The 14,380-nt window shown below is 67.8% G+C and carries 12 protein-coding genes and 1 pseudogene; all 13 read right to left on the reverse strand.

Going from position 1 to position 14,380, the window contains the following annotated elements:
* Window positions 1-1,108: 1,108 nt before the first annotated feature.
* The 13 genes and pseudogenes from ACE3TL_RS01775 to lpxA all read right to left on the reverse strand — a co-directional run bounded on the left by ACE3TL_RS01775 (window position 1,109) and on the right by lpxA (window position 14,342).
* Entirely contained in the window at window positions 1,109-1,363 is a 255-nt protein-coding gene (locus tag ACE3TL_RS01775) for a transcriptional coactivator p15/PC4 family protein (protein ID WP_374576933.1), read from the reverse strand.
* A gap of 140 nt (window positions 1,364-1,503) precedes the next feature.
* Entirely contained in the window at window positions 1,504-2,661 is a 1,158-nt protein-coding gene (locus ACE3TL_RS01780; RefSeq protein WP_374576934.1) for a tellurite resistance/C4-dicarboxylate transporter family protein, read from the reverse strand.
* 74 nt (window positions 2,662-2,735) lie between these two features.
* The gene (gene hemN / locus ACE3TL_RS01785) at window positions 2,736-4,115 is read right to left on the reverse strand and encodes an oxygen-independent coproporphyrinogen III oxidase (protein WP_374576935.1); all 1,380 of its coding nucleotides are present in this window, start codon (window positions 4,113-4,115) and stop codon (window positions 2,736-2,738) included.
* A 61-nt stretch (window positions 4,116-4,176) separates the two neighbouring features.
* Complete coding sequence (ccoS, locus tag ACE3TL_RS01790; protein ID WP_374534760.1) at window positions 4,177-4,332, reverse strand: cbb3-type cytochrome oxidase assembly protein CcoS; 156 nt, start codon at window positions 4,330-4,332, stop codon at window positions 4,177-4,179.
* Window positions 4,329-6,518: a heavy metal translocating P-type ATPase gene (locus tag ACE3TL_RS01795; protein ID WP_374576936.1), complete on the reverse strand. Its 2,190-nt coding sequence runs from the start codon at window positions 6,516-6,518 to the stop codon at window positions 4,329-4,331. The genes ccoS and ACE3TL_RS01795 overlap by 4 nt, the downstream gene beginning before the upstream one ends.
* Window positions 6,509-6,982 (reverse strand): FixH family protein, encoded by a 474-nt coding sequence (locus ACE3TL_RS01800; protein WP_374576937.1) that lies wholly within the window; start codon window positions 6,980-6,982, stop codon window positions 6,509-6,511. The genes ACE3TL_RS01795 and ACE3TL_RS01800 overlap by 10 nt, the downstream gene beginning before the upstream one ends.
* Window positions 6,979-8,478 (reverse strand): cytochrome c oxidase accessory protein CcoG, encoded by a 1,500-nt coding sequence (ccoG, locus tag ACE3TL_RS01805; RefSeq protein ID WP_374576938.1) that lies wholly within the window; start codon window positions 8,476-8,478, stop codon window positions 6,979-6,981. The genes ACE3TL_RS01800 and ccoG overlap by 4 nt, the downstream gene beginning before the upstream one ends.
* Before the next feature lie 5 nt (window positions 8,479-8,483).
* On the reverse strand, window positions 8,484-9,350 hold the full coding sequence (ccoP, locus tag ACE3TL_RS01810; RefSeq protein ID WP_374576939.1) for a cytochrome-c oxidase, cbb3-type subunit III: 867 nt from the start codon (window positions 9,348-9,350) through the stop codon (window positions 8,484-8,486).
* Window positions 9,337-9,519: a cbb3-type cytochrome c oxidase subunit 3 gene (locus ACE3TL_RS01815; protein WP_374576940.1), complete on the reverse strand. Its 183-nt coding sequence runs from the start codon at window positions 9,517-9,519 to the stop codon at window positions 9,337-9,339. The genes ccoP and ACE3TL_RS01815 overlap by 14 nt, the downstream gene beginning before the upstream one ends.
* Complete coding sequence (gene ccoO, locus ACE3TL_RS01820; protein WP_374576941.1) at window positions 9,516-10,250, reverse strand: cytochrome-c oxidase, cbb3-type subunit II; 735 nt, start codon at window positions 10,248-10,250, stop codon at window positions 9,516-9,518. The genes ACE3TL_RS01815 and ccoO overlap by 4 nt, the downstream gene beginning before the upstream one ends.
* Before the next feature lie 15 nt (window positions 10,251-10,265).
* The gene (gene ccoN / locus ACE3TL_RS01825) at window positions 10,266-11,924 is read right to left on the reverse strand and encodes a cytochrome-c oxidase, cbb3-type subunit I (protein WP_374576942.1); all 1,659 of its coding nucleotides are present in this window, start codon (window positions 11,922-11,924) and stop codon (window positions 10,266-10,268) included.
* A 181-nt stretch (window positions 11,925-12,105) separates the two neighbouring features.
* Window positions 12,106-13,373: pseudogene (gene ftsZ, locus ACE3TL_RS01830) on the reverse strand (cell division protein FtsZ); the annotation flags it as partial.
* 150 nt (window positions 13,374-13,523) lie between these two features.
* A complete protein-coding gene (gene lpxA, locus ACE3TL_RS01835) occupies window positions 13,524-14,342 on the reverse strand; it encodes an acyl-ACP--UDP-N-acetylglucosamine O-acyltransferase (RefSeq protein ID WP_374576943.1) in 819 nt (272 codons plus the stop codon).
* Window positions 14,343-14,380: the final 38 nt, after the last annotated feature.

Raw genomic sequence — 14,380 nt, forward strand, 5'->3', positions numbered from 1 at the left:
CGCCCAGCGGCTCTGGTCGAGGACCGGCGACGAGGCCCCTACAGAGCTCAAAGACGGCTCAAGGTCAGGGTCGCCGTCGATGGTGTCCAGAACCTCGAGCACTGCCTGCACCGCATCGAGAGCACGCTCCAGTGCGGTCTCGGCGAGGGCGCGGCGCTGGCGCTGGTTGAGGGGGCGAAGGGCACGCGCGGGCGTGCTAAGGCTAGAGTTAGCCTCGGACATGACGAGCTCCATCGTCTGTTCAGGTTAGGGCCGGGCGGGAGTTGGCGCTTCCGCTCGGCCTGCCCCGAGTGTTATCAAAAACCTCATGCCGTCAAGCACTGATAACAAAAACCTCGGAGGCCGGCCGCGAACCGGCATCGGCACACTGATCGGCGTTCGCTTGCAACCCGATGACCTAGCCGCGCTCGACGCCTGGCGTGAGGCTCAGCCGGAGCCGCCAACACGGCCCGAGGCGATCCGAGCCATGATGCGCGCGGCGCTCCACCTCATGCGAGATAGCTGACGCGAACGCGAAAACGCACGGCGGCCCGATTTTTTTTGGAAGGCCCTCGGATAGAGGATTCACGGGAGCCGGCGTTGCTAAGGCTGGCGTTTCGTGTCCGCGGGACGAGTGCTGCTACGCGAAAGAGTACCCCCCAACCCCCCGAGGGGGCTTCCTATTTCATTGATTCAAAGGGGTGTGAGTTCTGAGGCGCTGATGCTGTTCGTCGGGATCATGGGCTTCAGGCCCATGCCCCTCATGTCGCTCTTGCGCCCATCCTGAACCTTGGTGGGAGTTTGGTGAGGGCATAGCTTTCCCCCTGCGAGGAAAGCTTGCATCTGAACCTCGGAGCCGAGCTCGGAGCCTAGACACAGGCGGATCGACACGACCCTGTTACGGGGAGGCCGGTGACATCGTTCGGCCTTTACGTGCGCTTGTAGGCGCGACTGCCCGGCCGCCGATCCGCCAGCGGTGCGGGCATTGTCGGTGGCTCGGGAGAATTGCTGCCCTGCCACGACTGGGGGCTGATGGCCCCCTTGCATTGTGCCTTCGCTGATCCCCGCCGGCATGGCTGGCCGGCGACGCGCGATCCCGACAGACGGGCTGGGCTATGTGAAGGGGGCGCTACTCGATGGTGAGCAGCCCCTCTTCCACAGCCCTGGCCTGGGCGGCTTGTAGCGCCGCGATCAGCTCGGGAAGCTTGGCGACCTTCAAGCTCACGCCCTTGCCGGTCGGCATGTAGATGCCCGTCGCCTGCGTCATCTCGACCGTCACGCGGACGTCGATCAGGTCATGGCCCTTGAACCGGTCGAGCGCGACGCGCACCCGCTCCCGGCTGTTCTTCTGGACCTCGGCGACGACGATGGCGGGAGTGCTCACAGCGCGATCCCCCGGTTAGACAAGCCGGGCGAAAGCCGTTGTGATTCAATGGAGCCCTTCGGCGGGGTTAGACGTGCTAAGCCGTTGATTTGGCGTCGGGGGGAGACACCCACCCCATCCGCCATCCCCGCTCGTGAAGGTCATCGTCGGCCTGTCTGCGCTCCGCGCACGAGCGCGTGCAGCATGCCGCAGAAGGTGATCGTCCACGCGACCAGCGCGACCCAGAAGAAGACGCGAGGCAGCGCGAACAGGAAATCCAGCTCCATGGCGCGGTTCATCTGCCATGTGCTGGCGGCGTACATGCCGAGCGGAAACACCGCGCCCCAGTAGAGCGGATCGTAGCGAAGCGGAAAACGCTCGTAGCCGTGACGCCAGACGCTGAGCAGCACCAGCATCGGAATCCACCAGGTTCCCGTCGCCCAGTAGAAAACCGTAAAGCCTTTCAGGAACGGCAGCAGCGACGTCAGAAACGGGGCGTGCGGCGCGTTCAAGATAAGCAACGAGCCGGCCAAGGTCGAAATCGCCATCGCGCCCATGTTGATCCAGTAAGGCGGCGCAAGATCGTCCGGAGCGAAGCGGAAGAAGACATAGCGATAGAAGATCAGCGACATCATCCAGATGTAGAGCATGCCGCCCCACAGCCACATCGACAGCGCCAGCAGATTGAGCTCGAGTCGGTAAGGCTGGCCGATGCGCGCGGCGAGCAGCGCGCTGGAGACCGATATGGCCTGCGTCGCCACCACGGCCAGCAGCCAGCTTCCGCTGATGCCCTTGTCGAGCGTGGGCTTCTCATGCCGCACCGTAAGCGCGGTGAAGATCGTGTAGGTGAGGCAAAGCCAAAGGATGGCGGCCAAAAGCCACAGCGTTTCGCCCACCACTATATTGTCGTCGAGAATGAGAAACTGGCTCGCCAGAATGCAGGTGCCGGCGACCATCGTAAAATAGCCCGGCCCGGTCAGATGTCCGACCATGTCGCCGAAGAACCGGCGCGGATGACGCCAGGCTCGCAATACATACAGCACGCACAGAACCGCGTATTGCACGACGTTGAGATAGAACAGCCCACGGGAAATGCTCGAATGGCCCATCATCAGGGCCGCGAGAGAGACGATGCCGGTGGCCATGACCAGCCCGAAATAGGCCGGCGACAGGTCGGCGAGCCGCGGCCTGAGCGATACGGGACCGGGGCTGTCGCCCCCGCTCCTCGTGACTTCCCGTCTCTCGACGATTTCAGCCCTCATCTTCTGCCAGACCCCCAGCCTGATAGGGATTTCACGCTGCTCCGCATCGAAATCCATACTCAGCAGAGCTGCAGCGGACTATGGCCTTAAGGCAAGCCTCCGTCTCATCGCGCGCGCCGCGCCGCCAGCCTTCAAAGCGTGCGCGAGTGGCGGCCCGCCTCGGGTTCGAAATAGGAATCGAAGACGGCGGCGATGGCGCGGACCACCAGGCGGCCGTCCGGGGCGACCTTGAGGCGCGGGCCGTGACGCTCGAGGAGGCCGTCTTCGATGAAGGGATCGAGACGGGGGAGATCGCCCGCAAGGTCCGACCAGTCGCGGCCGTGGCGGGCGGCGATGACCTCGAGATCGACGGCCATGTCGCACATCAGCCGCTCGATGATCTCGGCCCGGAACCGGTCGTCGGGCGTCAGGGCGACGCCGCGGGCGATCGGCAGGTCTGCGGCCTCTACGGCGTCGCGCCACTCCAGTTCTTTCGTCAGGTTCTGGACGTAGCCTTGCGGAAAGGCGCCGATGGCCGAGGCGCCCATGCCGATCAGGGCGGGCGCGGCGTCGGTCGTATAGCCCTGGAAGTTGCGATGCAGCCGCCCCTCGGCCAGGGCGATGGCCAGTTCGTCATCCGGCAAGGCGAAGTGGTCGAGACCGATGCGTACGTAGCCGGCTTCCTGCAGGCGCTCGGCGGCGGCCTCGCCCTGGTCGAGGCGCGAGGGCGCATCCGGCAGGGCCGCTTCGTCGATCAGCTTCTGGTGCGGCTTCATCCAGGGGACGTGGGCGTAGCCGAACAGGGCGATCCGCTCTGGCCGCAGGGGCAGGATCGCCTCGATGGTCGAGAGGGTGTTCGAGCGGTTCTGATGCGGCAGGCCGTACATCAGGTCGAGATTGATCGACCGGACGCCTTCGGCTCGCAGCCAATCCACGCAGCGGGCGATCTCTCCGATCGTTTCGTGGCGGTCGACGGCCGCCTGCACGTCCGGCGACAGGTTCTGAACCCCGAGGCTGGCGCGGCGCAGGCCGTGCGAAGCGGCCGCAGCCACCCATTCGCGGGTCAGGAGCGGCGGGTCCAGCTCGGCGGCCACCTCCATGTCCGCGGTCATGGTGAAGGCGCGACCCAGCGCGCCGAACAGCCGGTCCATATCCTTGGGCGAGAGCATGTTCGGGGTGCCGCCGCCCAGATGGATGGCCGAGGCGGGGATCGGGCCTGACAAGGCCCCGGCGACCATGCGGATCTCCTCGACCAGCTTGGCGACATAGGCCTCGACCGGATCGTGACGGTTCACCGCACGGGTGTTGCAACCGCAGTACCAGCAGAGGCGCGCGCAGAATGGGATGTGCAGATAGAGCGAGACGGCCTCGTCCAGCGGCAGGGCGGCCAGCCACTGGCGATAGGTCGCCGCATCGACCGTCGGGGCGAACTGCACGGCGGTGGGATAGCTGGTGTAGCGCGGGGCGCGGCCATCGTGGCGCGAGACGAGGTCGTAGAGCGAGCGGGGTGTTGCAAGCATTGTAGCCGTCACGGCGGGTCTCCTGTCCGCCGGGGAACATCGCGGAATCAGCGCCTTATCGCCGTGATATCGATCAATCGGCGATCGGACCTTCGTCCTCCACCAGGATGCGGGACGCATCGCCCAAAGGATCGTCGTACTGGCCGCTGCGCATCGTCCACCAGAATGCGCCGAGGCCGAGGAGCGCCAGCATGACCGAAGCCGGGGCGAGGAAGATCAGGATGTTCATGACCGCCTCCCCGCTCCGGTCCGCAGCGCATTGAGCGTCACCGCCAGCGACGATCCCGACATGGCCAGCGCGGCGACGAACGGATTGACGAAGCCGAGCATGGCGGCGGGCGCGGCGACGAGGTTGTAGAGCGCGGCGAAGCCGAAGTTCTCCAGGGCCCGGCCGCGCGCGGACCTGGCGACGTCGAAGGCCTCCACGACCGCGCCCAGGCCCTCGCCGGAGAAGACCAGGTCGGCGGCGTTCTGGCTGGCGTCGAGCGCGGTGCCGGGCGCCATGGCGGCGTGCGCCCCGGCCAGGGCCGCGGCGTCGTTGAGGCCGTCGCCGACCATCAGCACCTTGCGGCCGGCGGCGGTCGCCTCGCGAACCGCGTTCGACTTGTCGGCCGGGGTGAGCCCGGCGCGCCAGGCCGCGACGCCGGCGGCGCGAGCGGCGGCCTCGACCGCGCTGGCGACGTCGCCGGAGAGAATCTCGACGGTCAGGCCGCGAGCCTTCAGAGCCTCGACCGTGGCGGCGGCGTCGGCCCGCAGGCGGTCGACGAACACGAAGCGGATCTTGGTGTCGCCTTCGAAGCCGAACCAGAGCTCGGTCTCGGCCGCGCAGGCGCCCTTGACCCCGACAAAATCGGCGCGGCCGAGACGGGCGATACGGCCGCCGATGCGGCCTTCGACTCCTTGGCCTGCGACTTCGCGCACGTCCTCGGCCAGGGCGGTCAGGCCGGGATGGGCCGCCGCCAGGGCCTTGGCCAGCGGATGGGACGAGGCGCGCGCCAGGGGCGCGGCCATGGCGACCGCGACAGGCGCGGCGTCCACCAGTTGAGGACGGCCTTCGGTCAGGACGCCGGTCTTGTCGAAGACCACGTGATCGACCTCGGCCAGCCGCTCCAGAGCCGCGCCGGACTTCACCAGCACGCGGCGACGGAACAGGCGGGCCGACGCGGTGACCTGCACCGCCGGAACCGCCAGGCCCAGCGCGCAGGGGCAGGTGATGATGAGCACGGCGACGGCGCGCAGCAGGGCTTCACGCGGCCCCAGGCCCAGCAGCCAGCCGCCGACGAAGGTCAGGGCGGCCGCCGAGTGGACGACCGGCACATAGAGGCTGGCGGCCTTGTCGGCCAGGCGCACATAGCGCGAGCGCGATTGAGTCCCCGCCTCGACCAGCCGCGCGATGGCGGCGACGGCGGAATCCTCGGACCGGGCCGTCGCGCGCAGGCGGATGACGCCGCTGAGGTTCAGGGCGCCGGCCTGGCAGGCCTCGCCCGTGCCGACGCGCACCGGCGCGGTCTCTCCGGTCAGCAACGACTTGTCGAGGTCCGATGCGCCGCCGGCGACGATCCCGTCGACGGGGATCCGCTCGCCAGGGCGGACGATCAGCACGTCGCCCGGCGCGACCTCGCCCAGCGGGGTGCGGCGTTCGATCCCGCCCTCCCCGATCACCGCCGCCGAAGGCGCCTGGAGAGCGAGCAGATCGGCCGCGGCGCTGCGGGCGCTGGCGCGCAGCCGGTGGTCGAGCCAGCGGCCGATCAACAGCAGGAACAGCAGCGAGACGGCGGCGTCGAAATAGGCGTCGCGGCCGCGCAGCACCGTCTCGATGAAGCTGATGGCCAGGGTCAGGATGACGCCGATCGAGATCGGCACGTCCATGTTGGCCCGGCCGGAGCGGAGCGAACGCCAGGCCGACTCGAAGAACGGCATCCCGGCGTAGATCGCGCAGGGCGCGCCGATCACCGCGCTCAGCCACATCATCAGGGTGCGCGTGGCCGGTCCCAGCTCCTGGCCGAACAGGCCCGCCCAAATGGGGACCGAGAACATCATGGCGTTGCCGGCGCCGAACGCCGCCACGCCGAGCGCGAAGGTCAGGCGGCGCCCCTCGGCGTCGCGGACCTCGGCGGCCTTGCCCGGATCGTAGAGCGTGGCCGGATAGCCGAGCTTGTCCAGGCGTTCGAGGAGCAGGCTGGGATCGCCAGCGCCGGGTTCGAACTCGACGGTCAGCTTGCCGGTCGTCAGGTTGAGTCGCGCGGCGGCCACCGCCGGCAGGGCCTTCATCTCCCGTTCGATCTTGGAGAGACAGGCTGCGCAGCGCGCGCCCTTCACCAGCAGTTCGATGGAGCGGCCGCCGTCCCGGGCCGGGCGAAGGAAAGCCGAGAAATCCTGGCGCTCGCCCGTCGGCGCCGGTGCGGTCATGGCCATGTCAGTCGGCGCTCCGCCTTGAAGGGATGGTCCTTGGCGCTGGCCTCGATGTCCCAGGCGCCGGCGCCGGGCCTGGCCGCGGCGAAATAGCGGCCGGACGAGGCTTCGGAGAACTTCAGGGCGATCTCGCCCGCTTCCGTCGCCGGGCGACGAAGCTGGCCGACGAGCGTCAGGCCCTGGACCGGAGCGCCCTCGCGGTCGGCGATCTCGACCTGGACGCCGCCGGCGACGGGGGCGGCGGTGGCGCTCCAGCCCAGCGCGGCCTGGGCCTGACGGCGGGCCACGTCGCGGTTGAAGGCCAGGCCGTCCTCGTAGGGCGTCACCGAGACCTGGCCCGGGAAGCTGCGATAGGCGGCAACCAGGAAGGCGGCGTCCACCCCGATGACCACGGCGAAGAAGCCGACGACGGCGGCCAGGACGTGCCAGCCCTTGATTCGGAACGAGGTTGCAGCGGTGTCGGTCATTCGGCGTTCGCAGCTCCCGAAAGGAAGGTGGTCTTGGCGCGGGCTTCGGCCATGCCCGCCTGGACCACGAAGGCGGCCGGGAGGTTGGCCGCGGTCAGGGCCGTGGGCGGCAAGGTGGCGAAGACGCGGACGGAGCGGACCTCGTTGGCCGGCACGGTGACCGCGACCGTATCGCCCACGGCCTCAAGTCCCGGAGTCTTCAGGATCACGCCGGAAGGGCCGTCGAAGCGGACGCTGTAGGTCTGCGGATAGAAGGTCCGGTTGGCGATCTTGACGGTGTAGCCGTTGCGCACGGCGCCGTCGTGCAGGCGCACGAACACCGGGTTGCGGTCGCGAAGGACATGCAGGTCCAGGGTCGGCCGCGTCGCCAGGCCCCACACCATCAGGCCCGAGACGGCCGCCAAGGCGACGGCGTAGAAGATCGTGCGGGGCCGGATCAGGCGATAGATGGCCGGCTTGCCCGCCGCGCGCGACTCGACGGCGGCGTCGGTGTCGTAGGCGATCAGGCCCTTGGGACGATCGACCTTCAGCATGATCTCGTCGCAGGCGTCGATGCAGAGGCCGCAGTTGATGCATTCGAGCTGCGGGCCGTTGCGGATGTCGATGCCCATCGGACAGGCGGTGACGCACTGGTGGCAGTCGACGCAGTCGCCGCGCCCTTCCCAGCCCTGGCTCTTCTTGTGCGCGCCGCGCGGTTCGCCGCGGTCGTAGCGATAGGTGACCTGCAGCGAATGGGTGTCGAGCATCGCCCCCTGGATGCGCGGCCACGGGCACATGTAGATGCAGACCTGCTCGCGCATGGTGCCGGCGAAGACGTAGGTGGTGAAGGTCAGCAGGGCGCAGAAGACATAGCCGGTCGCCGGACCCTGCAAGGTCCAGAAATCGTGCAGCAGCTTGGGCGCATCGTGGAAATAGAAGATCCAGGCCCCGCCGGTCGCAAAGGCGATGCCCAGCCAGACCGCGTGCTTGCCGACCTTGCGCCAGGCCTTGTCGAACGACCAGGGCGCGGCGTCCAGGCGCATGCGGGCGTTGCGGTCGCCTTCGAACAGGCGCTCGACATAGATGAAGAGGTCGGTCCAGACGGTCTGCGGGCAGGTATAGCCGCACCACAGCCGGCCGAAGAGCGCGGTCACCAGGAACAGCGCCAGGGCCGCCAGCACCAGCAGGCCGGTGATGAAGTGCACCTCCTGCGGCCAGAGCTGGATGTCGAAGAAATAGAACCGGCGACCGGCGAAATCGACCAGCACCGCCTGATCCGGCAGGTTTCCCGGCCGGTCCCAGCGGATCCAGGGGGTGATGTAGTAGATCGCCAGGGTGACGATCATCACCGCCCACTTGATCGCGCGCCAGCGGCCATGGACCAGCTTGGGATAGATCGGCGCGCGGGGCTTGTAGAGGCCGCCGCCCGGATCGGCGCTCTTGCGAGCATGGGCGGCGGCCGAGACGGGACCTGCGCCGCGCTTGGGAGCGTTGGTCCTGTCTATGACGACGGTCATCGGGGCTACTGACCCCCAGCGTTGGAGTGGATGTAGACAGCCAGGGCCTTCAGCGTTTCGGGATCGAAACGCGACTGCCAGCTCGGCATGACCCCACCGCGGCCGCTCCAGATCTGGCCCTGGATATCGGCGCGCGAGGAGCCGTAGAGCCATTCCTGGTCGGTCAGGTTCGGAGCCCCCTGGGCCTGGTCGCCGGTCCCGTCGGCGGCGTGGCAGGCGCTGCACTGCTCCTGATAGATCGGAGCGGCGCGGCGCACCGCCGCGGCGTCGGCCGTGCGCCCGGACAGGGCCACGACGTATTCGGTCAGATCGTTGATCTGGGCCGAGGTCAGCATCTGGTCGCGCCCGAAGGCGGGCATCTGGGACATGCGGCTCTGCGGATTGTCGGAGCGGATGCCGACCTGGATGGTGTGGTGAATCTGCTCCAGACTGCCGCCCCACAGCCACACGTCGTCGCGCAGGTTGGCGTAGCCCTTGGCCCCTACCCCGCCCACGCCATGGCAGGTGGCGCAGTTGTCGCCGAACACCGACTGGCCCACAGCCTGAGCGTAAGCCTGCAGCTCCGGATCGGCTTCGATCTGCTCCAGGGTGGCGTTCTTCAGCTTCGCGGCCTGGACGCCCCGGATCGTCTGGAGGTCCTTCAGGGCCACGGCGACGTCCGCGCGGTCCGACTGGCTGAGCACGCCGCGGGTGTAGCCGCTGACCCCCGGCCAGGCCGGCATCAGCACCCAGTAGACGACGGCCGCGGCGATGCCGGCCCAGAACATGTAGAGCCACCAGCGCGGCAGCGGGTTGTCCAGTTCGCGGATGCCGTCCCACTCGTGACCCGTGGTGTCGACGCCGGTGACCTCGTCAGTCTCACGGTTGGCCATCGGGCTGGTCCTCATGATCTTGCAGCGGGAGGTGGGCGAGGCGCTTGAACGCCTCGCGATTGCGCGGCCAGAGCGCATAGGCGACGCCGGCCAGGAAGATCGCGCCGAAGTAGATCAGCCCGCCCTGCTGGGCGAAGCGCGCGACCGTTTCGTAGGTCAGGTCGCTCATCGACGGTTCTCCGGGGCCTGCGCTTGGTAGGTCGAGAAGTCGACGAGGGTGCCGAGCATCTGGAGATAGGCGACCAGGGCGTCCATCTCGGTGATCTTCTCGGGTTCGCCGTCGAAGTCGCGCTTGAGCGTCTTGGCGCCGTAGCGGGCCTGGAACTGGGTCGGCGAGGCGAACGGATCGGCCTGGGTCTCCAGGTCCTCGGTCGCGTTGTCGATCATCTCCTGGGTGTAGGGCACGCCCACCCGGGTCATGGCGCGAATCTTCTCCTTGATGTCGCGGTAGTCGAGGGTCTTCTCGGCGAGGAAGGCGTAGGGCGGCATGACAGATTCCGGCACGACCGAGCGCGGATCGATCAGGTGATCCTTGTGCCACGCGTCGGAATACTTGCCCCCCACTCGCGCCAGGTCGGGTCCCGTACGCTTGGAGCCCCACTGGAACGGGTGGTCGTACATGCTCTCGGCGGCCAGGCTGTAGTGACCGTAGCGTTCGACCTCGTCGCGCAGCGGGCGGACCATCTGCGAGTGGCAGGTGTAGCAGCCCTCGCGGATGTAGATGTCGCGGCCGGCGAGCTCGAGCGGGGTGTAGGGCCTGACGCCCTCCACCTTCTCGACGGTGCTCTCCAGCCAGAACAGCGGCGCGATCTCGATGATCCCGCCGATGGACACCACGATCAGGATCGCGATGACCAGCGGCAGGGAGTGCTTCTCAAGCTTGGTGTGATGCTTCCACATGGGTGCGACCTCGCCTTACTCGGCCGCGACGAGCGCGGGGGCGGGACCGGCCAGCGACTGGGCGCTGGGCGCCGTGCTGGGCATGCGGATCGTACGCCACAGGTTGTAGGACATGATCACCGCGCCGGCGAGGAACATGAGCCCCCCGATCGTACGGATGACGTTCTCGATGTGCTTGGCCGCAACCGTCTCCACGAAGGAGTTCGCGAGGAAGCCTTGGGGCGTGTATTCGCGCCACATCAGGCCTTCCATGATCCCGGAGACCCACATCGCGCAGATGTAGAGCAGGATGCCGAGGGTCGCGATCCAGAAGTGCCATTCGGCCAGGCGCAGCGAATAGAGCCGCTCCTTCTTCCACAGCCAGGGCACCAGGCAGTAGATCGAGCCGAAGGTGATGAAGCCGACCCAGCCCAGCGCGCCGGAGTGGACGTGGCCGATGGTCCAGTCGGTGTAGTGGCTGAGGGCGTTGACCTCGCGGATCGACATCAGCGGGCCTTCGAAGGTCGCCATGCCGTAGAAGGCGATCGACACCGCCATCATGCGGATCACCGGGTCGGTGCGCAGCTTGTCCCACGCCCCCGACAGGGTCATCAGCCCGTTGATCATGCCGCCCCAAGAGGGCATCCACAGCATGATCGAGAAGGTCATGCCCAGGGTCTGGGCCCACTGCGGCAGGGCCGTGTAGTGCAGGTGGTGCGGGCCGGCCCAGATGTAGATGAAGATCAGCGACCAGAAGTGGACGATGCTGAGCCGGTACGAATAGACCGGCCGCTCCGCGCGCTTGGGCACGAAGTAGTACATCATCGCCAGGAAGCCGGCGGTCAGGAAGAAGCCGACGGCGTTATGGCCGTACCACCATTGCAGCAGGGCGTCCTGCACCCCGGCGAACAGCGAATAGCTGCGATGGTTCAGTCCCCCGACCGGAACGGCCAGGTTGTTGACGATGTGCAGCATCGCGATGGTGATGATGAAGGCCAGGTAGAACCAGTTGGCCACATAGATATGCGGCTCCTTGCGCTTCCAGAGCGTGCCCAGGAAGACCAGCAGGTAGACCACCCAGACGATGGTGAGCCACAGGTCCACCAGCCATTCCGGCTCGGCGTATTCGCGCGACTGGGTGATGCCCGCCAGGTAGCCGAACGCCGCCAGCACGATGAAGAGCTGGTAGCCCCAGAACACGAACCAGGGCCACACGCCGCCGGCGAGGCGGGCGCGGCAGGTGCGCTGGACGACGTAGAAGGAGGTGGCGATCAGGGCGTTGCCGCCGAAGGCGAAGATGACGCCCGAGGTGTGCACCGAGCGCAGCCGGCCGAAGTTCAGCCACCCGGCCTCGGGGAAGTAGAAGATGGTCGGCCACGACAACTGGGCCGCGGCGAGCACGCCGGCGGTCATGCCGACGATGGCCCAGACCATGGTGGCGATGACCCCTGCCCTCACCACGCCGTCGGCGTAGCGGTCCTCCGGCGAGCGCATGCCCCCGGCGTTGATCAGGTAGGTCATGGCCGACAGCGCCAGCACCGCGGCGGCGATGAAGATCCAGCCCTGGAACCTGAAGAGCGGATCGGCCGTGAAGGCCGTGGCCAGGAGCGCGGCGAAGGCGAGCGCTCCTGTGATGGCGAACAGCAGCACCGCGTCCAGCGGCGTCCTGCTCTCTCTGACAGGCAAAGTCGTCATGGTCCCCCAAGCGAGTCGTGGTGACAGCGTTGGGTCGGTAAAGGCCGCGCGAGGGCCTTGGCGGCATTGATTTTGATCAAGGCGCCGCTTCGGACGGAGCGGTCAGGTGTCGCATCACACCGGAGTCGGCATATGAGCGAATTGAAGTCTGACCTGACCACCGCCGCCGGCGCGGCCATGCTGGCAGGCTCGGCGGTCTGCGGAGAACTGGCCTGGCTGGCGGCGCGGGGCGTGGCCGAACTGGGCGTGATCTGCGGATCGGCCGGCCAGCCGCACTGCCCCTATCTCGTCGCGGCGGCGGCCCTGCTGGTCGGAGGGACGCTCACCCTCGTCCGCAGCCGGCGCCAGGCGAAGGCGGCGCCGGTCCGCGCGCGCTGACGCCTACCAGAAGCGGCGCTGAGACGCCTGCTGCTGCGCCGCCGGCTCCTGCTGTGAGTCGGCGGTCCGCGACTGCAGGGTGTCGCCGCTGGACGGCGGCGTGACCGAGTTCATGCCCGTCGCCACCACGGACACCCGCAGCTTGCCTTCCAGCGAAGGATCGAACGCCGCACCGAAGATGATGTTGGCGTCCGGATCAGCCTGATCGGAGATCACGTTCGCCGCCTCGTCGACCTCCAGCAGCGTCATGTCCGTGCCGCCGGTGACGTTGATGAGCACGGCCTTGGCCCCGGCCAGCGAGGTCTCGTCCAGCAGGGGGTTCTGGATGGCGTTGTGAGCGGCGCCGGCCGCGCGGCCTTCGCCCGTCGCCTCGCCCGTGCCCATCATCGCCGCGCCCATGCCGCCCATGACGCTCAGCACGTCGGCGAAGTCGAGGTTGATGAGGCCGGGCAGCACCATCAGGTCGGTGATCGAGCGCACGCCCGAGTGCAGCACCTGGTCGGCCATGCCGAAGGCTTCGGCGAAGGTCGTCTGCTCGGTGGCGATGCGGAACAGATTCTGGTTCGGGACGATGATCGAGGTGTCCACGAACTGCTGCAATTGCTCCAGGCCCATCTCGGCCAGGCGCATGCGGTGGCGGCCCTCGAAACGGAACGGCTTGGAGACGACCGCGACCGTCAGGATGCCGCGCTCGCGCGCGCACCTGGCGACGAAAGGCGCTGCGCCCGTGCCGGTGCCGCCGCCCATGCCCGCGGTGATGAAGACCATGTCGGCGCCGTCGAGATAGCGGATGATCTCCTCGGCCGACTCTTCGGCGGCGCTGAGGCCGGCGTTGGGATTGGCTCCCGCGCCCAGGCCCTGGGTCACCTGCACGCCGAGCTGAATTCGTTGGCTGGCCAGGGAAAGCGAGAGCTGCTGGGCGTCGGTGTTGGCGACCACGAAGTCCACGCCCTCCAGGCCGGACTCGATCATGTTGTTGACCGCGTTGACGCCTGCGCCGCCCACCCCGAACACGACGATCCGCGGCTTCAACTGGGTGACCGCCGGCCCGGTGAAGGGGGAAACTGCCATGCTCTCAAGACTCCTCGTGCGTCCCTGCGGCCGCCGCCGGTGATTCCACGACCGAGCCTCGTCCAGTTTCACAGGAATGTGGTGCGAAACGGGCGAAGGCGGCGCGAACAGGGAGGACGACTTGGCCCATCGCGGGACAAACGGCAAGCGTCAGCATGAGGCCTCACGTCCCGCCGTAGCCTCCCTTCGCCGAGGAGTGGTGATGACGCCCCGTTGTCCGCCCCGCAGAAAGGCGGTGAACGTGCGTACGTGAGGCTCGTCAGCCAACGCCAGAGCGTCGCGTATCCGCTCTTCCAGAGCGCCTGCTCCATAAAACAATGTCCGGTACGCCCGGCGAAGGCTGCGGATTGCGTCTTCGGAAAATCCGGCGCGGCGCAGCCCGACGGTGTTCAGGCCCGCCAGGCGCGCCCTATCGCCCTGGACGACGCAGAAAGGCGGGACATCCTGCACCACCATCGCCCCGCCCGCCACGAAGGCATAAGGCCCAATCCGCACGTACTGATGAACCGCGCTTAGCCCGCTGACCTGCGCCCCTTGCTCAAGAACGACGTGACCGCCCAATGTCGCGCCATTGGCGAGCACCACGCGGTCGGACAACCAACAGTCATGTGCGACATGTGCGTTGGCCATGAAGAGGCCTTCCGATCCGATCACCGTCGGCTCCCGAAGACCGCCATGAACCGTTACGAATTCGCGGAACACGTTGCGGTCGCCGATGCGCAATGCGCCTTGATGGTCGGCCGCACCGGCGACCTGGGGGCTGCCGCCAATAGCGCAGGAGGTCAGGAAACGATTGTCGGCGCCAATCTCGGTGCGCCCTTCGATAACGACATGTGACCCGACCACGTTGCCCGGCCCCAAGCGAACATCAGGACCGATCACCGCATAGGGGCCAATCGTACAGGTTGGATCTACCTGGGCGTTTGGCGCGACGACGGCTGTGGAATGCTGCTGCGGCAAGTTAGACATGCCGCAAAGGTCCCGCAGGCCGCGATGGCCGCCAACTC

It is taken from the genome of Phenylobacterium sp. (genome assembly GCF_041920015.1).
GTDB lineage: Bacteria > Pseudomonadota > Alphaproteobacteria > Caulobacterales > Caulobacteraceae > Phenylobacterium.